At 34.3% G+C, this 23,421-nt stretch carries 19 protein-coding genes; 4 read left to right on the top strand and 15 right to left on the bottom strand.

Annotated features, from left to right (window positions below):
• Positions 1-39 precede the first annotated feature (39 nt).
• Positions 40-747 carry a uroporphyrinogen-III synthase gene (locus ABWU38_RS01950; protein ID WP_264687969.1) on the top strand — a complete coding sequence of 236 codons (708 nt, stop codon included), beginning with the start codon at positions 40-42 and terminating at the stop codon, positions 745-747.
• Positions 747-1,526, top strand: a complete 780-nt coding sequence (locus ABWU38_RS01945) for an exodeoxyribonuclease III (protein ID WP_353272386.1) — start codon at positions 747-749, stop codon at positions 1,524-1,526. The genes ABWU38_RS01950 and ABWU38_RS01945 overlap by 1 nt, the downstream gene beginning before the upstream one ends.
• Positions 1,527-1,563: 37 nt before the next feature.
• Here the strand turns inward: ABWU38_RS01945 and ABWU38_RS01940 are convergent, their stop codons facing one another.
• The 9 genes from ABWU38_RS01940 to ABWU38_RS01900 form a co-directional block, all read right to left on the bottom strand.
• Positions 1,564-2,631, bottom strand: a complete 1,068-nt coding sequence (locus tag ABWU38_RS01940) for a hypothetical protein (protein ID WP_410542161.1) — start codon at positions 2,629-2,631, stop codon at positions 1,564-1,566.
• A 59-nt stretch (positions 2,632-2,690) separates the two neighbouring features.
• Complete coding sequence (polA, locus tag ABWU38_RS01935; protein WP_264687966.1) at positions 2,691-5,255, bottom strand: DNA polymerase I; 2,565 nt, start codon at positions 5,253-5,255, stop codon at positions 2,691-2,693.
• Positions 5,256-6,723: 1,468 nt separating this feature from the next.
• A complete protein-coding gene (locus tag ABWU38_RS01930) occupies positions 6,724-7,974 on the bottom strand; it encodes a citrate synthase (protein WP_353272816.1) in 1,251 nt (416 codons plus the stop codon).
• A gap of 111 nt (positions 7,975-8,085) precedes the next feature.
• Entirely contained in the window at positions 8,086-8,355 is a 270-nt protein-coding gene (rpsT, locus tag ABWU38_RS01925) for a 30S ribosomal protein S20 (protein WP_006279236.1), read from the bottom strand.
• 50 nt (positions 8,356-8,405) lie between these two features.
• Positions 8,406-9,131 carry a lysophospholipid acyltransferase family protein gene (locus tag ABWU38_RS01920; protein ID WP_319604560.1) on the bottom strand — a complete coding sequence of 242 codons (726 nt, stop codon included), beginning with the start codon at positions 9,129-9,131 and terminating at the stop codon, positions 8,406-8,408.
• A gap of 55 nt (positions 9,132-9,186) precedes the next feature.
• On the bottom strand, positions 9,187-10,173 hold the full coding sequence (locus ABWU38_RS01915) for a tyrosine recombinase (protein ID WP_353272384.1): 987 nt from the start codon (positions 10,171-10,173) through the stop codon (positions 9,187-9,189).
• A gap of 373 nt (positions 10,174-10,546) precedes the next feature.
• Complete coding sequence (locus ABWU38_RS01910) at positions 10,547-11,182, bottom strand: DnaA ATPase domain-containing protein (RefSeq protein ID WP_253309351.1); 636 nt, start codon at positions 11,180-11,182, stop codon at positions 10,547-10,549.
• A gap of 129 nt (positions 11,183-11,311) precedes the next feature.
• Positions 11,312-12,385, bottom strand: coding sequence for an AI-2E family transporter (locus ABWU38_RS01905; RefSeq protein WP_264735948.1), 1,074 nt, complete (start codon positions 12,383-12,385; stop codon positions 11,312-11,314).
• A 49-nt stretch (positions 12,386-12,434) separates the two neighbouring features.
• The gene (locus ABWU38_RS01900; protein ID WP_253309353.1) at positions 12,435-13,343 is read right to left on the bottom strand and encodes an alpha/beta hydrolase; all 909 of its coding nucleotides are present in this window, start codon (positions 13,341-13,343) and stop codon (positions 12,435-12,437) included.
• Positions 13,344-13,427: 84 nt separating this feature from the next.
• Here ABWU38_RS01900 and ispF point away from each other — a divergent pair, with 84 nt between their 5' ends.
• A complete protein-coding gene (gene ispF / locus ABWU38_RS01895) occupies positions 13,428-14,756 on the top strand; it encodes a 2-C-methyl-D-erythritol 2,4-cyclodiphosphate synthase (protein ID WP_353272383.1) in 1,329 nt (442 codons plus the stop codon).
• A gap of 597 nt (positions 14,757-15,353) precedes the next feature.
• On the top strand, positions 15,354-16,193 hold the full coding sequence (prmC, locus tag ABWU38_RS01890; protein WP_253309355.1) for a peptide chain release factor N(5)-glutamine methyltransferase: 840 nt from the start codon (positions 15,354-15,356) through the stop codon (positions 16,191-16,193).
• Positions 16,194-16,364: 171 nt separating this feature from the next.
• Here prmC and ABWU38_RS01885 read toward each other — a convergent pair whose 3' ends face one another.
• From ABWU38_RS01885 to ABWU38_RS01860, 6 genes are all read right to left on the bottom strand, one after another.
• A complete protein-coding gene (locus tag ABWU38_RS01885) occupies positions 16,365-17,216 on the bottom strand; it encodes a P44/Msp2 family outer membrane protein (protein WP_253309356.1) in 852 nt (283 codons plus the stop codon).
• Positions 17,217-17,338: 122 nt separating this feature from the next.
• A complete protein-coding gene (locus ABWU38_RS01880) occupies positions 17,339-19,354 on the bottom strand; it encodes a type IV secretory system conjugative DNA transfer family protein (RefSeq protein ID WP_253309357.1) in 2,016 nt (671 codons plus the stop codon).
• A gap of 30 nt (positions 19,355-19,384) precedes the next feature.
• Positions 19,385-20,377: a P-type DNA transfer ATPase VirB11 gene (gene virB11 / locus ABWU38_RS01875; RefSeq protein ID WP_353272382.1), complete on the bottom strand. Its 993-nt coding sequence runs from the start codon at positions 20,375-20,377 to the stop codon at positions 19,385-19,387.
• A gap of 1 nt (position 20,378) precedes the next feature.
• Positions 20,379-21,875 (bottom strand): TrbI/VirB10 family protein, encoded by a 1,497-nt coding sequence (locus ABWU38_RS01870; RefSeq protein ID WP_353272381.1) that lies wholly within the window; start codon positions 21,873-21,875, stop codon positions 20,379-20,381.
• A 16-nt stretch (positions 21,876-21,891) separates the two neighbouring features.
• Positions 21,892-22,692, bottom strand: a complete 801-nt coding sequence (virB9, locus tag ABWU38_RS01865; protein WP_253309956.1) for a P-type conjugative transfer protein VirB9 — start codon at positions 22,690-22,692, stop codon at positions 21,892-21,894.
• The gene (locus tag ABWU38_RS01860) at positions 22,679-23,359 is read right to left on the bottom strand and encodes a virB8 family protein (RefSeq protein ID WP_253309360.1); all 681 of its coding nucleotides are present in this window, start codon (positions 23,357-23,359) and stop codon (positions 22,679-22,681) included. Before ABWU38_RS01860 ends, virB9 begins: the two co-directional genes overlap by 14 nt.
• Between the last annotated feature and the right edge of the window lie 62 nt (positions 23,360-23,421).

The raw sequence follows: 23,421 nt of genomic DNA, 5'->3' as shown, positions 1-23,421 counted from the left end.
ATAAAGGGTACTATTTTACTAGTAGTGAAATAAATCAGAATGAAGTCTATTTTATTAACGAGGCCTTTATTGGATTCGTTCAATACAAGAAATATATTGAGAAAGTATGGATACAAAGTTTTTATAGAACCAGTATTCACAATAAAGTACTTAAATCCTGATATATCTGCGTACGAATTTGACGTTGTGATATCTACAAGTAAAAACAGTGTAAAGGCTTTTAGTCAAATATGCAAAGAGGATGACTTTCCGATTATTACAGTTGGTAATTCAACCATGCAGGCTGCAAAAAATTTGGGATTTTCTGATATAATCTCAGCAGACAGCAACGTTGATGGTCTGATATCATTCATAAAAGCTCATTATTCAAACGCAATAAAGTTCTTGTATATAAGGGGACAAGAAGTATCATGTGACCTAAAAAAGAGATTATCTGAAGAAGATTTTAATGTAAGAGAAGTTGTACTCTATAAAACAATTATAAAAAGGAGTCTAACTAATAGGTGTAAAAATTTACTGTTGGATGGTAAAATTGATAGTGTTGCTTTTTTTTCCTCACAGACAGCAAGGGTATTTTGTTCATTAGTTCTAAAAAGTGGGCTATCTCATGTGATGAATAATACAGTTGCATATACCATGAGTAAAAACATTGCTGATAGTTTAAGGTTAATCAAATGGAAAAAAATTATAACATCGAGGTTGCCTACTGGGGAGAGTTTAATTGATATAATTAATAAGGATTGTTGATGCTAAAGATTGCAACTTGGAATGTAAACTCCATACGTAAAAGAGTTAACCAACTTTGTAGTTTTATAGTTGACAGTCAGATAGATATAGTTTTGCTGCAAGAGATAAAATGTACGGAAGAGCAATTTCCTTATGTAGAGATAGAAAAGTTAGGATATGAATATGCTATCTATGGACAAGTTGCAAGAAATGGCGTTTGTGTTTTATCTAAATATCCGATACTGGAAAAATTAAAAATTGATGTTGTAGAGGGTCATCAAGAAGCACGTTATATAGAATGTGTGATAAAACACACCAATCATAAGGTAAGGGTAGGAAGTGTATACGTTCCAAATGGTCAAAGCCCAGACTCTCATATGTTTGAGTATAAACTCAAGTTTTTTGATAACCTATATGAAAGGATGAGCACTTTGTTGAAAAATGAAGAGTTAACTATTATAGCTGGCGATTATAATGTTGCACTGGATAAAATTGATGTTTTTGATTCAAATTTATTGAATGGCCAAGTGTGCTTTCATATAAAAGAACGTGAGAAGTTAAGAGCAATCTTGAATCTTGGGTTTAAAGACACGTTTAGAATATCCCACCCCAATTTGCAACAATTCACTTGGTGGCATTATCAAGGCAATTCACTCAGAAACAATCAAGGAATGCGAATAGATTATATGCTATTATCGCCACAAGCTGTAGATAAATTGGAAACATGCTACGTAGATGATAGATTACGTAAGCTAGAAAACCCGTCTGATCATACTCCTGTTGTATGCGTTATAGAATAATAGTAGACCTCTTACACAACTCACTTTATTGGCAAACTCAGGTAGTCTTACTTGGTTGCTGCCCTGTGGTTTTTTGCTGATCTAAAGTAACTTGTTCAAGCACAGTAGACTGCTCACTCTTTTGAGTAAGTTGCTCCTCAGTTGTTACAGCAGGTTGATTACCCTGCCCAGTTTCATTAACTTTGGATCCTAAAATTTTACTAATACCATCAAGAATTTTCCCATCCCATCCTTCTTTTTTCTTTTCATCTCGTGAATGAGGGTTATATAAAGTACCTTTTTTGTCATTTGAAAAAAGAACCTCCACTCCCCCTTTTATGGCGAATATTGTACCAATAACGGCAGCAACTATCGCGAGTGTAGTAGGACCAAAAATTAATATTGAAGCAATGGAAAAAGAAATAGGAAGAAAAATCTTACGTAAGAATGCTGTTGCCATCTCTTCATCACTGAGTGGTGGTTCATCCTCTTCTTTTTTATCTTTACCTAAGAATGGTATTTTTTCTTTCACCCCATTCATAAAAGAGCTGGAAATATTTTTTGGGTCTATCTTTATTCCAAGCGGCCACCCAGCAAGCTTTATGAGTGAATCTTTAGCTTCTGTACCGCGTATATCAGCTACACATTCAGCTACTTCTTGCTTTATTTTGTCATTCTTTAAATTCTCTTCACTAGCTAAATTTTTTTCTCTAATTTTTTCAAATACGGAAAGTAAAAGCTGACAAAAGTTTTCTTCACTTAGTAACTTTATATCTTCTTGATTAATATTATTGAATATACCTTCATGATTTTTTGATATAAAAGTAAAAATTTTCTTTTCATTTCCATTCTGTAATCGCTCTAATCGTTCATCTAATGACTTCAGATCATCATGTAATTCTTGTTTTTCTCGATCTGGAAGTTCTTCTTTCAATTTCTGTTCCTTCTTTTCTATTTCCTGTTTCGTTTGCTTTTTTAGATTTTCTAGAGTTTCTGGATTTTCTAAAGTATCTAGGAAAGCACGATAGATTAACTGGTGCTCCTCGTTTTTAAATTTAAAAACTTTCTCATCTTTGTTAGTTACCTGATTTGAAGGCTCCAAATTCTTTGTTTGTGGAGTTAATATTTTTGTCATAACTGAGTTACTCACATTTACTATACTTTAATTGTAGCATATTTTTCATATTAATTCAAATAATCTATACTCTTAGAATCCGCCATGTTTAAGTCATAATTAAGAGCCCAGTTGTCGCCAATTTTTATTTCTACTTCAAGTGGTATAGAAATTTCTATTGCATTTTCCATTACGTCTTTCATAAGTTTTGCTGTTTCTTGTACCTTTTCGTCTTCTACTTCAACCAGTAGTTCATCGTGAACTTGGAGGATTATTTTACCTACTTTTAACTGATCAAAAAGCTGAATCGTCGCACGTTTTATTATATCAGCAGCAGTTCCTTGCAGTGGTGCATTTATCGCTGCCCTTTCTGCAAATTGTCTTACATAAGGAATTGTATTGTTTATGTCTCTTACAAAGCATCTCCTGCCAAACAAAGTTTCTACATAACCATGCAATCTTGCGATAGACACTGCTTTTTCCATATAGGCCTTTATTTCTGGGTAACAGGAAAAATAGTAATTAATGTATTCAGCAGCTTCCGCAATGGTAATTCCAAGCCGTTTTGCAAGGCCAAACGGGCTGATTCCATATATAATTCCAAAATTAATGGATTTTGCTTTGCGTCTTAATTGCTCATCTATTTCTTGCACTCCAAAAACTTGCCTAGCGGTGATATCGTGAATATCTTGTCCGTTTGCAAAAGCTTCTTTAAATGCTGCAACGTTTGCAACGTGTGCCAGGAGCCTCAATTCTATTTGCGAATAGTCAGCAGAGATTATCTTGCACCCTTTTGGCACAATAAATGCTTGTCTGATAAGATTTCCCTCTTCGCTTCTGATAGGAATATTCTGTAAATTAGGATTGCTGGAGCTCAGCCTTCCAGTTGCAGTTGCAGTTATTGAAAAGCTTGTGTGTATTCTATCATCGAGCGGATCAACCTGTTTTATTAATGCATCAGTGTAGGTACTCTTCAATTTACTTGAATGTCGCCAACTTAAAATTTTACCTGCAATTTCTACCCCTTCTTCTTCGAGTGCCTCTAGAACTTCATAATTGGTGCTATACGATCCAGATTTTGACTTTTTCTTTTTATTAAGCCCCATTTTATTAAATAAAACATCACTTAATTGTTTTGGTGACGCAATGTTGAATTTCTCCCCTGCCAAATTATATATCTCACTTTCAAGTACAGCAATTACCTGCTGAAATTTATCGGACAGCTCCTGTAATTTTTGAATATTTAGCAATATTCCATTTTTCTCCATATTAAATATCACTTTCATAAGTGGCTTATCGAAGCGCTCGTAAATTGTGAACAATTTTTCCTGAAATAACCTTTGCTTTAGCTTTTCATGAATTGCTATTAAAGTTTTTGCCGAGAAAATTTCTGCATTTTCACTCAAATTATGCGCAACTATGTTTGGAATACTGTGATCATGTTTTCCTGTATCCAAGCTATACGACATTATCATCAAATCATCAACTGAATCTAGCATCTTCTCCACTGCAGGGAAGATTTTCCTCATCTCTTTAATGTTATGTATTATTTTAAGCACCCCATTTGAGAGTAAAGTTGAGTTGATTGTAATGAGTGCATTTTGTATGCTATCTTGCTCTATACAAAAAATATTACTTTCGCTATAAGATAGACTTAATACATTGTTTTCAAGGTGGTAATGAATTGCAATTTTGCCTTCATATCTACAATGCTCCAAAAATTTCTCTAACTCTTCACTACTATATTCTATTTTCTCTTTTGTGCTAGATCCATTATAGGAAAAAAGCTTTTCTATTTTACCTATTAAGGAATTGAATTCATACTTCTTTAAAAAGGATAATAGTTTTTCCATATTTGGAGGGCGAACTTCACATTTTGCAATATCATGTTGAAGGTCTACTTTTTCGCATAGTGATAAAAGTTCTCTTGAAATTAGCGCTTTTTCCTTATGTTCAGCAAGAATATTACGAATCCTCGTTTGCTCGATGTTATCAATGTTCTCTATAATATTATTCAATGAATCAAATTCATCTAGTAATTTAGCTGCAGTCTTCGGACCTATTCCCGGAACGCCTGGAATGTTGTCAGATGCATCACCAGTTAGAGAAAATAAATCAAGAAGCTTGTGTGAGTTTACACCAAATTTTTCTATTACTTGTTTTTCATCTATATATATATTTTTAATGGGGTCGAATATTAAAATATTGTGGTTCAAGAGTTGAAATAAATCTTTATCTGATGAAACGACTACCACTTTAAAGTCTTGGTGGTTGGCGTATTTTGCAGCTAGTGTTGCGATTATGTCATCTGCTTCATAACCTTCAATTTCTTCATAGCTGAGGTTAAAAGCTTCTACCGCTTCCCTCAGTATGGTGAACTGTGGAATTAGATCCTCAGGAGGCGTTACTCTGTTTGCTTTGTATTCAGGATATAAATTGTGCCTAAAATTCTTTTTTCCTGCATCAAGTGCTATAGTTAAGTAGTCCGAATGGGCAATGTACTTAAGAACCATATTCAGAAAGCCATATACACCACCTATTGGCATTCCTGTTGTGGTAATTAAGTGAGGTAGTACATAGTAAGCTCTGAAAAGAAAACCATAGCCATCGATGATTGTGAAAGTTTTTTCTTTCATTGTAGATATTTATGCGTGCTTTTGATGGTCCACTATTTAGCTGCGAAAATCAAGTTTTTGTTTTTCTGCTTTTGAGCATTGTAAGAGATTCTGCCGAAAATAGCATTCATGCATGGTTATACCAATTAGACTTCTTGCATAACCATATAACATTGGGAATAGAAACGAAAAAGCTACTTGACAAACTCCGCCAGCCCCCTTATCATGAAACTGAAGGTATTCAGTTATCTTCATCTGTGCAGATTAAACAGCAAGAAAACAACGTAGTTGGCGTCTTATTTTTAATTTTTTGCACTATGTGCACCTTATGTCTTCACAACATTTCTAGGTTTTTACCTATATAAGCTGAAACGCGCTTATAAGTCGTTTAAGACAGTATAGTACGCCAATTTGCAGGATTAGAGAGTGACAACTAGCTAACACGGGGTTTCTTTTGCCTTTTTTTCTGCTTAGTAAATTTCTTAAACATTTTAGCTAAGGTAAGTTGTATTTAAAAGCAGCTAAATTGCAGTGTTTAAGACTTAAAAAACGCCAATGTTTTTAAATAGATATTAATCGGGGCTTCTTTTGCCTTTTTTTTATTTGGTAAATTTCTTAATATTTGTGGCTAAACGACAATCGTCATCCCGCTGCTTGTTAGCGGGATCTAGAGATACCGCGGCGGTATGACGGTTCGCGGTGGTATAGTAACTCGTCATCCCGCTACTTGTTAGCGGCTAAGAGATACCGCGGCGGTATGACGGTGTAGAAGATGGTTAAGTAATTCGTCATCCCGCTGCTTGTTAGCGGGATCTAGAGATACCGCGGCGGTATGACGGTTCGCGGTGGTATGACGGTCTGCGGCGGCATGACGGTTCGCGGTGGCATGACGGTTCGCGGTGGCATCTCGTCATCCCGCTACTTGTTAGCGGCTAAGAGATACCGCGGCGGTATGACGGTGTAGAAGATGGTTAAGTAATTCGTCATCCCGCTACTTGTTAGCGGGATCTAGAGATACCACGGCGGTATGACGGGTTCGTGGCGGTATGACGGTCTGCGGCGATATGACGGTTCGCGGTGGCATGACGATAAGCTCGTCATCCCGCTACTTGTTAGCGGGATCTATGCTAAGAGATACCGCGAATGAATCGCGGTATGACGGTTCGCGGTGGTATAGTAACTCGTCATCCCGCTACTTGTTAGCAGGTGAGATACCGCGGCGGTATGACGATTCGCGGCGGTATGACGGTTCGCGGTGGTATGACGATAACCTCGTCATCCTGCTACGTGTTAGCGGATGAGATACCGCGAATGAATCGCGGTATGACGGTCTGCGGCAGTATGACGGTTCGCGGTGGCATCTCGTCATCCCGCTACTTGTTAGCGGGATCTAGAGATACCATGAATAAATCACGGTATGACGTGTTAGCTATACCTTTTTTCTACTTAGCTTGGGTTATACAAGAAGTCTAATGAAGTGAAAATAAATTTATTTACCAAAATAGAGTTGCCTTGGTCTACAGATCTTAGTTTCTTTATCATTTATCATTTCATACCACTGAGTAACCCAACCAGTGGTTCTTGCAAGTGCAAAAATAGGCGTGAACATATTTGAGGGAATATCGATAGCATTCATTATTATACCTGAGTAAAAATCAACATTTGGATATAACTTACGCACGATAAAATATTCATCCTTTAAAGCTATTTCTTCAAGTTTTTTTGCAATTTTGAGCAATTCATTATTTTGTTCTAGTTTACTTAGAACCTCATGACAAGCGTCTTTCAATATCCGCGCGCGCGGATCATAATTTTTATAAACACGATGTCCAAATCCCATCAATTTAAATGGATCTTTATCATCTTTAGCTTTTTCGATGAATTTATCTATATCTTCACTTTGCTCTATCTCTTTTAGCATATTTATAACTGCTTCATTAGCTCCACCATGTGCTGGTCCCCAAAGTGTAGCAACTCCTGCAGAGAAGCTTGCAAACAGATTAGAGCCAGCCGATCCCACCAATCTGACAGCCGCCGTAGAAGCATTCTGTTCATGATCAGCATGGAGAGTAAATATTTTATCCAGAGCTTTTGCAAAAAGGGCGCTTTTATCATTATCAACAGCATCGCCAAATATCATCTTTAAGAAATTTTCACTGTAACTTAATTCATTGTTAGCATTTATGAATTCCTGATTGTTGATATGCCTATAAATCATTGCAACAATTGCAGGAACTTGTGCTATTGCAGAAATTCCAAAATCTAAATCTTCACCATTGAAATTGTTGCCATGTGTTTCATGGTAAGATGCTGACAAATTTGCAAAACATGCAACTAAAATCGACATAGGGTGAGCAGTTTTTGGAAATGCTTTGATTACATTTGTAACTTGCTCTGATACTTTGGATGATTCTTGTATTTTGAGAAGAAATTTTTTGTGTTGCTCTGAACTGGGTAGTTCACCATAGAGTAATAAATAAATCACAGCAGTAAAACTATTATTCTCTGCCAAATCAGCTATATCATGTCCCCTATATTTAAGAACTCCTTCATCTCCATCAATAAATGTAATCGAAGAAGAACATGAAGCTGTGGAAACAAACCCCGGATCATAAGTGAATAATCCTGTCGTCTTATATAAATCCTTGATATTTAACACGTCAGGACCTATTGTTCCACTTAATATGGGTAGCTCAATTTTTAATCCATTACTTAGTTCTAATAGCACTTTTTTATCCATCACTTAGTTCTAATAGCACTTTTTTATCCATCACTTAAGCTACTTAAATTTTATACAGAATATACAAACTGAAGAGTATATATTAATACAGTTAACTTTACATTAACCATATTAAGCGGTCATCAATGCTTTTACTTTTGCATTTAAGCGACTTATTTTACGCGCAGCAGTATTCCTATGAATAACACCTTTATTCACACACTTGTGTAAATTAGATTCAGCATTCCGAAATGCCAGAACAACATTTTCTTTGTCGCCAGACTTGATTATATCAACCAATTTTCTAATAGCGGTGCGAGTTTTACTTTTCCGCATCTTATTTATTAAAGTGCGCTTTGCTATTACCTTTATCATTTTTTTAGCACTCTTATGATTTGCCATATATTAATACCTAAAATACTGTACTTTTTTTTAATTATAAAGTTTTTTTGTTAATTTGCAATATCAGTTTTTTCTATGGTTAATCTACTGCTTCTCTCTTCAATAATTTTTTCTAAACTTTGCAAGAATTCATTTTTGTTTAACCCAGGATATATTGGGGGCAATATTTCTATTACTGCCTTTCCGGGATTCTTTCTCAGAGAAAGTATGCTTTTTGGCCAAAACAAACCAGTGTTTAAAGCAACCGGTAACACAGGAACAGATAATACGCTATATAAAGCAGCAATACCTGGTTGATATTTTATATTTTGGTTTATAGTCGTTCTTGTACCTTCAGGAAATATTATTATGCTTCTATTTTCTTTTATACGCATTTTTGCTAGTTTAATTATATGGCGTATAGAACTGATACCATCTGAACGGTTAATAAAAATCATTTTCAGCGCTATAAGATGTAAACCAATGAATGGAATCCATTTCAATTCACGTTTTAAAATAAAAACCGCTTTTCTAAATAGTAGTATAAAAATAAATGTTTCAAATGGAGATTGGTGTTTAGATGCAATGATAAAAGGTTGCTTAGGAATGTTTTCCATTCCCCTCACTTCATATTTAATGCCACATAATAAACGCAGCATGAATAATACAACTCTCACCGAACAGACGAGGAAAATGGTTATTACATACTCAGGAAAGAAAATTACAGGGAGAGCAATTAAAGTATAGAATACTTCCCATAATATAAGGAAGAAATTAAACAATAAACTTGAAATCACAAACTCACATAAACTTATTTGAATTTAACTTTACTACAAATTAAAAGCAATAAGTTTAATTATTGATCATCTGAGTAATAGGATGCGAATCAGCTAATTTGTCCTTTAACTTTTCGTTAGCAATATGAGTATATATTTGTGTTGTAGAAAGGTTAGTATGGCCAAGAACTTTCTGTATCAACACAATATTTGCTCCGCTATCCAGTAGATGGGTAGCAAAAGAATGCCTAATCACGTGTGGAGAGATCTTATTTTCATCAATATTGCATTTTCTTGCTAACTCCTTCATTAATTGACCGACCCTCTGCCTTGTAATTGGTTTATTAGGTTTATCACCTGGGAATAGCCAATCGGATTCCTTTTCGTTAGGGATCAGATTGTCACGAACTGATAAATAATTTCTAAGGCTCTGCAATGCTTGTTCATTAAAAAGAATTTGCCTCTCTCTACCACTTTTTCCTTTTATTATTATATAGCATTCTTTGTTATTACTGTTTATTAAATGTGACACTTCACATAACTTTATATCAATTAGTTCAGAAACACGCATTCCAGAAGAGTAAAGGATATCTAAAATCGCACATAGCCTTTTACTGCTTATCTCTTTATTCGATTCGCTTGCTGATTTTCTCACTGCGTCCATTAGCAAAAATATTTCTTCGACACTTAAATACTTAGGCAAAGGACGAGAAACTTTTGGATTCTTTAATTCAGCATCATTAGCCGGTGCTGGATTAAAATCTATTATTCCGTCATTAAATAGACACTTATAGAAATTTTTCATAGCGGATATTTTTCTTGATATAGAGCTACTTTTATATTTTTTTTGTGTACATAGATATTTCACATAATCTTTAATATTGGTTTTGTTTACGCCAACCAAGGTAGTGCCGCTTTCTAATAAAAATTCTTCAAACTGGTGTAAATCCGAACGATAACTTTCCAGAGTATTTTGTGTAGCGGACCTCTCTGAAGCCAAAGCATCTATGTAATATGTTATGTAAAGATTTTCTTTTTTATTTTGCGACTGTTTATTTTTCATTATCAGCTCCTATATTTATTTCTTTGGCTATAATTTGATTGGAAGTGTTTCCTATGTGTCTTATGAGAAAATATGAGACAAATAAGGCATTTATCAATAGAGTGAACATCACAAACCTTTGCTTTAACCTTTTTTTTAAATTTAATCTTACTCTTATCATAGTTAAATTATAACGTCAAATCTATAAAAAACACCTTATAAAGTGAGCTCTACTATAAATATAGAATACTTCTTAGCTGTATCTATCTATATTTATTATAACATAACATTTATTATAATTCTAACATGGACAGATAGAGATTTCAATTACGTTAGTGTTATGGGTGTTAATAAATTTTTAATATATACAATGAGTACTTTACAAAAGAAGAAATCAAATGGCATCTTTTTTAAATAAAGTGCTAATAAAAGGAACGGTCACATTTGACCCTATAGATTCATTATCTATCTTCTCTATAATTTTATCAATGCTATAGAAAGAACGTTCTATTCTTGCTAAAATATAATTAATCACTTTTAAATCAATTTTTAACTGTTTATCTGAAAATCGTTTTATTAGCATGATTCTTAATAATTCTTCGCTTGCAGGCAAAATTTTTACGCTGATAGTTGATAATATTCGAGAACTTAAATCTCTTAGTTTGAAGTTAAGTTTTTTTGGCGAAATTGAAGAAGTGATTAGCAGCTTCTTATCATTTTCTTTCATGTAATTGTAACAATGTAATAACATTTCTTCATCTTTAATGTTTTGTACGTCTTCTAAAATAAAAGCATCGCTATACCTAATCTCGCTTACAAAGTTATTCACATTGATAAAAATTGCATCGTTTATTGACTGCCAAATATGAGCAAGATGAGTTTTACCAGAGCTTTTAGGTCCAAAAAGAATGAGAGATTTCCAAGATAAATCCTCAATTACTGAATTATATATGTGCTTATTTTCATCTAAGATGATGTAATTTTGCCGACTATAATCAGCTTGATTGTTGTTAAATAAATTTAATTGCACATTAAACCTCTTACGTAACCTCTTTCTGGTAGTAATTTTTGCGCATAAATTTACTTACGCTCCTCAAATATCTCAGGTACTCTGGGCTCATTTCTCCTCTTACCATAAATTGATTATGCAAAAGGTCTGTTAGCCGTTTTTATAAAGCTCACTTTTAAAATATTTATTGATTGCATATTCTACTGATACATTGAACATTGCTATTATTGGAATAAAAAGTAATATACCTGTAAATCCAAAATATGAAGCGCATATAGTAATTCCCAGAATAATTACAGTTGGATGTATATGAACTTTTTTTCCTATTAATAAAGGAACTAATATGTTTGAATCTATTAATTGTCCAACACCAAATAATAGCAAAACGGCAGCACTTTCAAACCATTCACTAAATTGAGTAATAGCGCTCAAAAACCCAATAATGGTATATAATAATGGTCCTACGTAAGGTATGAACGTTAATATTCCTGATAAAATTCCAATAACAATAGAGTGTTTCAATCCGATTATGCTCAGGCTCACAGAGTAAAAGACCATCATGACAATACATACATTTACCTGCCCCTTTAGATAATTAGATATGATGAAATCCACTTTGGAAAAATAATTTGCAACTTTTTCTCTATAAGAAACAGGAATTAATTTATTAGCTTTTTCTATAATTAAAGGCCAATCACGTAATATATAGAAAAACACTACAGGAGTAATCACCATTAATGATACCGTGTGAATCAAGCTAAAGCTTGAACTTAACACTTGGATTATAAAGTTACTAGCAATATCAAGAGCATTTATGAAATAAGATACATAGTCGCTGTAATTTTCTGCTAGATTTTTAGATAAGTGATCAAATAAGCTATCCTCGATTTTTATATTAAGAAATTCTAATACAGAGGGGATTACTTTAAGTTTTAATGAAGGCACTTTACTCACTAAGAAATTTAATATTGAAGTAATTTGAACATATATAATAGGTAAAACAAATGTTATAACTAGTATAAAAGCTATTAATAAAACAAGTATTATAAAAATTACAGAACATGAACGCGGTATTCTATACTTTTCAAACTTGACTACTAGCGGATTAAACAAATATGCAATAACAATAGACATTAAACATGGAAAAATCATAGGACGCATCAGGAATAACATCCCTATTATAAAAAGCAGTATAAAACAAATAGTTATATGACGTTTTTGCATGCGTTTAGCATAGTCAATTTACTGAAAAATATACAGTTTATTGTAAATACTATCTATTCATTGTTTTATCAATTTTATTAAGTATTAGGTCAATCAAATTTTCACCCAATTCCCAACTAGATAAAACTCCGTTATGTGGATCATCTTCATACCTTTTCGAATTAACAATCTTGATCAATTTTCCACGTAGCAATACATCATTTTCTATTGCGTGCGCCAATTGTGCAGGTTGTGGTATTAAGTAATCTCTTTTGCTATTAATAACTATTATTGGCATATTCAATTTTCCCTCATCTCGCAACTTTCGTATATCGTTCACTAAATCAAAATCTAGATCTAAAGCCTTTAGCAATTTTTTAAAAATGGATGAGGGCAACATACTTAAAATTTTTGCTTGAGGGATCGGAAAATGCCCTATTGCTGTATGAAAAGAGCTGAAAGTGCTAGTAAAAATAACACTTCCAAGTTTAACGTTTTTGTCTGCAAAGTGCTTCAAAACTGCCGATGCAACTGCTCCTCCAAAGGAATGGCCAAAAAGTATAATGTTTTCAGGCCTCACACCCTTGTCCATTAATTCATTGATTTCTTCTATCGAGGGCTTAAGCAAACTTTGATCTCTATTTATAAAGGGAATAATAATAAGCATTACGGATAAAAAAATGCAAGTTAGAGCAGCTAAGCTTGCTAAACCAACTACTCCAGCTGTTATGGGGCTTATAAGTAGTAATATTGCAATGGGCGCTGATACAGATGCCACGAGGAACAAAAAGCTAACTGCAGCATAAGTTATGTAGTTTTGGAATATAGCCGGATATTTATGTGTATGAGCAATAGCTTTTAGCCTATTTCTGCCACATAAATGCTGTAAGCATTGTTGAGCATTTTTATGATTATCCCCTATTCCATGAAAGAATATAAGGTGTATCTCATTTTCTTTATTACACTTAGTAATGTGCATTCTAGCATCGTATTATATCTTATAAGATAATACACTCTTTTTTTAAAACTGTAAATAACTTGTTACTATACACTTACGCTGAAAATGATAAATATGCACACTAACAGACTTAAGAAATACAAAATAGCAGCATTAATAGTTGCAGCAGGAGTAGGCAGTAGATGCAGTAACACAATTCCTAAGCAGTATACAAAACTTGCAGGTAAATCTGTTTTATTTCATGCAATTAAAAGATTTCTGGCTAACCAATATATAGATTACATAAGAATAGCAATTAATAGAGACCATGAAAGTTTTTATAGGGAAGCAATGGATCTCTTATCCAACCATTATTTAAGTGAAAAATCAGCAGTACACTCCTTCCAGCGCGTGACGCTGGAATCTAGAAAAAAAGAAAGTATGGATCCAAGTAGTCAAGCTACTTGGATGACAGGAGGTGTAGATACTAAATTACTAAGTCCAATATATGGAGGAGAAAACAGGCAAAATTCAGTTAAACTAGGGCTTGAAAGCTTACAAAAAATTAACCCAGATTTTGTAGTTATACACGATGCTTGTAGGCCTTTTGTGTCAGATGTTCTGATAGATAACTTGGCTCAGTCCATGATTAATGATCAATATACAGGAGTAGTACCAGCAATAGAAGTCGAAGACACTATGTCATTGGTGGGTAATAATTTCGTTGAATCTACGATTTCAAGAGGAAAACTCAGAGCCATACAAACTCCTCAAATTTTTAATTTCAAAGAATTATTATCGTGCCATCAATCAGACAAAGAATTTACTGACGATTCATCACTAATGGTAGAGCACAAAAAACATGTTGCGATTATTAAAGGTGAGAAAAGCAATTTTAAGTTAACCACAAAAGAGGATATCAATATGGCAAAGCTTCTCTTTGAAGAGCCAAAATTTCGTGTCGGAACTGGTTATGATATACATAAGTTCATTAAAGTTCAAAATGGTGCTGAGAGCTTTATAAAAATTTGCGGTGTGAAAATTGAACACAACATGGCAATAGAAGCGCACTCTGATGGTGATGTTGCAATACATGCAATCGTTGATGCAATACTCGGAGCACTGGGATGTGGCGACATAGGAGAGCACTTTCCTCCTAGTTTCTCTGAATGGAAAGATTGCAATTCATCTCACTTTCTTGACTTTGCTGCTAAAAAAGCAAAGGAAAAAGGGTACAGCGTGTCTAATTTAGATATTACTATAGTTTGTGAGGAGCCTAAAATATCGCCTTACAAAGTAGAAATGAAGAAATTCATATCAAAAGCATTAGAGATTGATGATGAATTCGTAAATGTCAAAGCAACCACTGCAGAAAAATTAGGTTCTCTTGGAAGAAATGAAGGAATAGCAGCATATGCTTCTGTGTTATTGCATACAAACTTTTATTGGGAATAGAAACGAAAAAACTTCCTTGACAAACTCCGCCAACCCCCTTATCATGAAACTGAAGGTATTCAGTTATCTTCATCTGTGCAGATTAAACAGCAAGAAAACAACGTAGTTGGCGTCTTATTTTTAATTTTTTGCACTATGTGCACCTTATGTCTTCACAACATTTCTGGGTTTTTACCTATATAAGCTGAAACGCGCTTATAAGTCGTTTAAGACAGTATAGTACGCCAATTTGCAGGATTAGAGAGTGACAACTAGCTAACACGGGATTTCTTTTGCCTTTTTTTCTGCTTAGTAAATTTCTTAAACATTTAAACTAAGGTGAGTTGCATTTAAAAGCAGCTAAATTGCAGTGTTTAAGACTTAAAAAACGCCATACTTGAAAGTATAATGTAAGTAATTAGCCAACCACGGGGCTTCTTTTGCCTTTTTTTTTATTTGGTAAATTTCTTAAATATTTATAGCTTATATCTAAAATAATACCTTGTATCTTTTTTCTGTTTAGGTTATGCAAGAACCCATGCTTGACACTTGGATTTAGTGCAGCTACCCTAAATTGGAATTGCTATTCTTGGCTGAAAGGAACACATTTTTAGAATAATGAAAACAATCAGCACTTTAATTCAAGAAGGATCGGAGTTATTATCGTCACATAAAGTTGAATCACCACATTTAGATTGTGAAATCATCATGCAGCACGTACTTGGAGTGGAAAGATCATTCATAATTATGAACCATGCTGATCAAGTGCCGATGGAGAAAGAACTTTTATTTTGGAAATTAACAAAAAAAAGAGCGGAAAGATATCCAATATCGCAAATAATAGGTAATCGTGAATTCTGGAGTAAAAATTTTATAGTTAACCAGCATGTTTTGGATCCAAGACCAGATAGTGAAACAATAATCCTAGCAGTGTTAAAATATTACCCAAATAAAAAGCAGAGACTAAAAATTGCAGATTTTGGTACAGGCACAGGTTGTTTATTGATATCCGTACTTAGTGAGTATGAAAATGCCGTTGGGATCGGTTTTGAAAAAAGCTTGGAAGCATACAAAGTTGCCTATCAGAACACAAAGAAACATAATCTTCTCAGCAGAGCCAAAATATTTCCAAGCTCATGGACAGAGTGCAGAGGTTCATTCGATCTTATAATCAGTAATCCTCCATATATTAAAAGAAGCAAATTGAAAGACCTGCAAGCCGAAGTGCAAAAGGAGCCAAGAATTGCTCTTGATGGTGGAATTGATGGTTTAAACTGTTACTTGAGTATTTTTTCAATATTAAGGAGGTGTCTTAAAAAAAATGGGTTTGCGATATTGGAGATAGGTGAAGATCAAAATGATATTGACAAAATAATACCCTCATACAAATTAGCTTTTCAGGAATATGTACATGATTTGGCAGGAATGAAGAGGTGCATTGTTGTGCAAAAAACATAGCTAATGTTTTCTTGTATTATCTCCTTCATCCCATATTATCCTATGTCATTCCAGTACCCTCTACCTCGTCATCCCAGTACGTGACACTGGGATCTATATTTAACTAGATCCTATGGTCAAGCCATAGGATGACAGGAACGGTTTTATGCATTTTTTAAAAGGGCAACATGTTTAAGCTTTGCTGGCAAAGTGGAAAGTAAGGCCAGCCTCTATGCCGTGTGTATGAAAAAAGCCATTCTGTATGGTAGTAGATACTTGATTATCTCCTGTTTGTTCAACCATTTTACCTTTTGGCTTACCTGCGCCATTATTAAAATTGGGATCCCACTTTGAGGTTTCTAGTTTGAACTCACTGCTACCAATAGCACCAAAACCTCTATATCCAATATGCATATTTACATCTTCGTTTATGCGATAATCAAGGCCAGCTTTTAATTGACCTGCGGGTCTTATTGACGATTTTTCAAACATTTTCATTCTTGTTGCACCGACTCCAATACCAACGTAAGGAGAAAAAGAGAAACGGTCACTTTTCCAATGATGATAAACATTTGCCATTAAAGACGCGTTTTCTATCTGGTCATGATTGACTATTGCTCCATATCTCTCTTCTGGGTTAGCTTTATCCTTTATGTAGGATATTGTTATCTGGCTGCTTGCTAAACCAATATTATCCACTTTTACAGAAGAATACATTCCTTCCAATTCAGCTCTGTAGCTATTGCCATTCAATTCCCCTGTATAACCAAGTGCCACATTTGCAGCAAAAGGTGGATTATAATCTCCTTTATACTTACTTAGTGATTGACCTTCTGTATTCTGAGCACTCCTGTCATTTACAGATACATTATTGGCAGCTGTAGCAGCAGTATCTCCAATTTTTGCTTTCAACTCACCCATGTAATTTAAATATTGACCGTAATACCCACTGCCAAAGTAAAACCCTTCTGTTTCACTTGCAAAAGATTGTTGTGACAACAGCAAAGCAAGTGCTGTAACCGCTAATGTTTTTTTACTAATCATTACTACTCCCCTAGTTAAAATAGCTAATCTAATACTAATTAATTAAAAATGGCTTAATATGAAAAACCTAATTATTTGCATAACTTGCACTTTTCTGAGCTAAAAATAGGCAAAGTTAACCTTTATTTTTGATCATTTTTTAATTTATCGTCAATATCCTCATCTTCAAATTCATCCTCCTCGTCTTCGTCATCAAACCCATCATCGCTCCTCTCGTCATCAAACCCGTCATCATCATCTTCAAACTTATCGTCAATATCTTCATCATCAATATCTTCGTCTGCAAATTCATCTGATTCATCATACACTGCATCCTCTGTTTTAGTTTCAGCAGGATAATCAGCAGCGCTAGGCCCCTCAAGAGCATTATTCCCCTCGTTATTAACCTTATCTTTGCTCGCAGCAGCAGAAAGAACTTTGTTTGGGTCATATGGTTCTTGTGTAGGCACACGAGTTTGCTTGAGCAGTCTTTTTGTGAAGGTGCTATCACTATAGTACAAAATTTTCTTTGATTTAATTGGGTAAGTTGACTCTATTAAAATTATCTGATCGTCGCGTGGCAACATAATAACTTCTTGAGGCAATAGCAATGCCCTCTGTGTTTCAGAGATATGCAACGACCTTGAAGCAGGATTTAAATCTAAAAATTTAGGCTTATTCAACGATTCTTGTTGTACAGTTTTGTTTCCTATAAGTTGCGATATTAAATTAGCTGTTTCAATATTATTGGCTGCAAAAGTTATTCTGTAAGTCGAGTTTGACAAAAAGGAGTTCATTCCTGCTTCTTCGTATATTCCTTTGAGCTGCTCAGTATCTTGAACAATTAAGAATAACCTAACTCGATAACCACGAAAATATGCAATACCTGTTTGAAATTGCTCCATTTTTCCAAGTGTAGGAAACTCATCCATTAAAAACAATACGCCATAAGGCTCGTCATCCGATGGCAATTTTCTACATAAAAACTCAGTTGCCTGTTGGTAAAAAACCTGCATTAAAGGCCTGAGCCTAGTCAAGTTGTCAGGAGTTAAACCAACATAAACTGTAGTTTTCTTCTTTTTAAAATCTAAAATATTAAAATCACTTGACGCAGTTGCAGTATCAATCAATGGGTTTGCCCACAATTCAAGCGATGAGTTCATAGTTGATACAACACCCGACCTTTCTTTATCAGCTTTTTGTAAAAAAGCTGCAATATTCATATATGCTACAGGGTGTAGTATTTTACCCATTGTATCAAGAGCAACAGCAAGATTATAAACTACGTCATCACTACGCATCGTACGCACAACTTCACCAAAAGATTTAACTTTCTCTGGTGCAGCAAGTAAGTATAATACCACTCCAACAAATAAGCTTCTTGCTTCATTTTGCCAAAAGTCTTGTTCAGGCATGATGAGGTTAGCTATTTTTTGCACATCGTCAACCATCTGCCCAGGTTTTTTACTAATCCATTGTAATGGATTGTAACAGTGACTTATTCCATCTGGCTGCGCTGGATTCCATACGTATACTTTTTGTCCTTGTCGTTCTCGCCAACCACTTGTTATTTCATAGTTTTCTAATTTTATGTCGTGTACAATTACCGAGTCAGTCCAAAATAATAAATTAGGAATTACAAAGCCAACACCCTTACCAGAACCTGTAGGTGCAAATAACAATGCATGCTGAAACCCATCAGCAATAAAGTATCCTCTTTTATCTTTACCAAGCAATAATCCCTTTTTGCTTCTTAATCCTGCTTTTCGTATGTCTTTCTCTGATGCCCACTGCGAGTCTCCATGAAGTGATTCTTTCTTTTTAAATGGTCGCCACTCAATTATCCTTTCTCTTAAATTCCATAAGATAATCATTAAAACAACAATAGGCATTGTAGAAGATAGAATTAATTTTAATTTGAGCTCAAGGCTATATAACTCTGGGTGGTGCCAACAATATTGTATATGATCAAAAATCGTTGGCCAAAGAGCTTGAGGGAAAGGCGTCAAACTAGGATTAATTGCCTTAAAATCCACAGCATCCGGACCGTCAACTAATAGAAAGAACAATATACCAGATAGATAGAAGCAAAACTCAAGTACGCTAAAAGCTACTACACCTCCTATGAGAATATTACGTAGGTGATTTCCATTACTCATAAACTACTCTTTTTTAACTTATGTATAAATTTAAGCATTTTCGCTTGCAGATCTAGTAAATAATATCTCAGAAATGCTTCTTTTGCCCCCACCGGTTCTTTTTAGCTGAATAACAATATCAATCACATTTCTAATGTATGGTATAATTTGGTCTGGAGGAATGCCAAGATTTGCCTGCATAACCATCAATTTTATTTGCTCAAGGGCCATTGTTGGACTATCCGCATGAAGGGTTGATATTGATCCAGGGTGACCAGTATTTATCGCCCTAAGAAAACTAAAAGCTTCCGCTCCACGGAGCTCACCAACTATTATTCTGTCTGGCCTTAAACGTAAGCACGCCTCTATCAAATCTTGAGTGGTTACTTTTGCTCTGCCCTGCCCTCCTTTGGAGGCAATCAGATGCACTCTATTTGGATGATCGTTCAAAACGATTTCCCTTGCATCCTCAACAGTAATAATTCTTTCCTCAGTTGGAATAGCACGCAAAGTAGCATTAGTAAAAGTAGTCTTACCAGTGGAAGTTCCACCGCTAATTATAATATTTTTCTTACTTATTACAGCGTATTCTAAAAACTCTTTTATTTTTTTTTGCCTTAACAGTAAATCCAAATGACGGTCAACTGGATTATCAGTTGCTTCTGTAACAGTTTCAGAAAAAGCCCCCATTTTTTCGTAATCATCGAGTGCTAATTGCATGCTAGAAGGCTTACGAATCGACATGACTACTTTATCAGGTTCACATGCTGGTGGAAATACTATCTGTATACGATAACCATTTGGTAATGTTGCCGAAAGTAAAGGTGCTTCTTCGCTAAGTTTTTGTTCTGTAGCTTGAGCAATCAGTCTGCCAAGAGATTTCAAATGGTTAAGATCGAATACTTCTAATTTTTCACACCTTATTTCACCGCGATTTTCAATCCATACTTCCTTTGGCTTATTTATTGATATTTCATTTACGCCTTCTTCTTGAAATATGCTTTGTAATGGCTCCAAATATGTATCAAGTGCAGCATAATTCATTTCATTGATTTAATATTGCCTGTGGAGGAAATACTATATCTTGGTTAACAAATACTTTCAACGCGGTGCCTTGATCAACATAAATAGTTGGTTTTTTATCTGTGTATCTGCCTACTATATCCCGCATATCTTTAGAAAAATCCTCGATTGATTTCCCGATTGCTTTATCATAAACAGACTTGCTTCTTTTCTGAGTTTGCCTCAACAGTTGACGTACATCGTCTAAAGTTATACCGATATTGTCACTAGTAATTGCATCAACTCCACTAGCTCCAGAACTTTTTATCACACTTACTATTTCTTCCTTTATTATTCTCAGTAAATCCTGATCACTTTTAGCATTCCGAATTTTTTCAATAGCCCTAAGACCCAATTTCCATTTTTCGTCTCCTACCCTCCCAACTTCAGTTTTTATAGCATCCTCCAATCTCTCAACAATAGCCCCTTTGAGAGAAGAGATATCTATTTCAGTTGCAGTGATGGATCTCACCGCATCCATAGCAGTTAGCGTATCAATAAGATTAGAGGCCTTTTGCCCTATAACAGCCGAACCAATTGAAACACCAGCAAGTGCCAATGAAGAGAATAATGCACTTACTATTTTATTATCAACTATTCCAGCTATTCCTGCTCTGCCAAGTTCATCCGTACCAAGTGATGAAATAGCAATATCTATTCCATGAGGAAGAATGACCCTACTCCAGTTTATATTTACACGAGCTCTTGCGACATTCGAGTCAAATGAATAACTGCCTATCAATCTTGAGCCTTTAGGTATTAAAACTGTATCACCAGTTTCTGCATAAACATCTCTACTCACCATAGCACGCAGCATTCCTTGCAGATCAGAGTTTATTGCAGTTTCAAGAACAGCATCAATAATTTTACCTTGAGTAACCATTAAACCAAGCTTTCCTACTCTGGTAGCTTTGCTCGATTGTGCTGAAGTGTCAGATAAAATAGCATCAGCAGCCTTATTCTCTCCACCATCACTTGAAATTGTTAACATTTGTGCACTACGTCTGTCTCTAGGATAACCGCTACCCCCTATTGTAGGAAACGAGGTAGGTAAATTGCCCATAACATTACTAGAAGGAAAATTTTGCTTTGGCAAAATAGGTATATTTGACACAGGAGTTTCTTTTGGTTTCTCTTCTTCTTTTCTAATTTGTTTTATTTCTGGTATGATTGGTGGTGTAGGAAGAGGAGGTAAGGGTGGTAAGGGATCAGTTATTATTCTTTCAGGAACCATTACATTATCTGGAACTTGTTCCAACTTTCCCTTCAATTCTTGAACATTTTGCTTTGTTTCCTCTTTTTTAATAACTTCTGAACCCTCTTTATGAGAAGGACTAAAATAGAGATAATACACTCCACCAACCAGAAGCACTAAAATAATGACCATCAATGCCCTATGACCTTGATTAGAGCCAACTGTTACTACCTTGTTCTCTATTTCTGATTCATCTTCTGAATTGTTACGCCTTTCTTTATTCATATTGCATATACCACAGCTAAAGTGACCTATTTATAATTTCAACTTCACCATCTTCATAACGCATAAATAGCTTTTTATGTACTCCTTTTATTATAACATAATCATCAAATAACAGCCTTTTACAAGGTTTATCCTCCTCTTCTACAAAAATCTGAGGTATTTTATTATTATTTCTAAATTTTAAATAGGTTAAATAACCATCATCAAATAGCTCAATCGGAACTATATCCGCATTACCACCTTCATCAATATATGTATAATTGTACTTCGTATCATTTTCTTGTATTATTTTTTCTGGCTTGTCTGTAGTATATTGCATTTGAGTAGGTAAAGAAACCTCATCTAAATCAAGATCAAATTCACCTTCTTCTTGAGGATAATAAAAACGTACTACGTAAGATATATCCTTTTCAGCAGAATAATCGTGACCCACTTTCTTAGCATCAGTATCTGGGTATTTATCGTAGTTTGGCCTTGAGATTAAATCAAAAATGTAATTTCTTTTTTTAGTTGTTGTAATAATCATGTTAGTGCGACTACTAACTTCAAATGGCATGATAAGCAATTTATTGTCATAAGGATTAATTTTCCAACTTGATGCATCACCAACAGCGATATTTTTAACTTTTTCTCCTTCCGCAAATTCAATATAAGAATAGTAACCCTGACTAAAAACCACCGTAAATACTTCATTAGGGCTATACACAAAAGTCTTTATTCTACTATCTACAGAAATAGGCTCATTATAATTAATGGATGCGTTTAAATTGCCACTTACAAGTAAAGCTAAAACTAATAATATCCTATACATATTCATCATCTACTCTATATGAAATAACTTGAAATCCTAATGGGTTAATATATCTTTGCTGATCATCCATTTCAAGCGATGCATATCTATATGACATAATAACTATCTTATTTTTTCTTGTGGAACTTCCATCTTTCCGTATAAATTCCACAAAAAACCTCACCTGAAGAGCATCGTTACCCAATTTTTGAATTGAGCGAATTTTAAATTCACTTTTGGTATCTGAGTACAAATTAAAAAGATCATCCATATTCTGTGATCCTACATAATTTCTAAATTCATTATACACATTAGGTGAGGAAAACAACCTCACCTTTGTATAATAGTTATAATTATAATGATATGGATCAAAAACCTCCCTTGCTTTTATATACTCTGAAATAAAATAAACGTTTAGCGCTTCATTTGCAGAATATTGTTTTACTGTGACAGGATCAACCAATTGCACTATTCCTGATTTCTTGTCAATTTCTATAACAAATGGCTCAATAGTGCTACTTGTGCTAATTTTAAATATGACTAATATGCTGATAGAGATCGTTGCTAATAATATTAATGCAAATAAAAGTAGAATATTCCTTTGAGCAATAACTGTGCTGTAGCGGTTTGAATTCCAATCTATATCCTTATCTAAGGATTCAGTATTTTTTTCTCGCTTAAAAAATCTTAGCATTTTAGTATTCCTAAAAATCTTAACTTATGTTAATAAACATAGCAAATTAACAAAGTAGTTAC

It is taken from the genome of Wolbachia endosymbiont (group A) of Urophora cardui (assembly GCF_964028435.1).
Taxonomy (GTDB): Bacteria; Pseudomonadota; Alphaproteobacteria; order Rickettsiales; family Anaplasmataceae; genus Wolbachia.
This window is presented reverse-complemented; position numbering and strand designations above follow the sequence as displayed.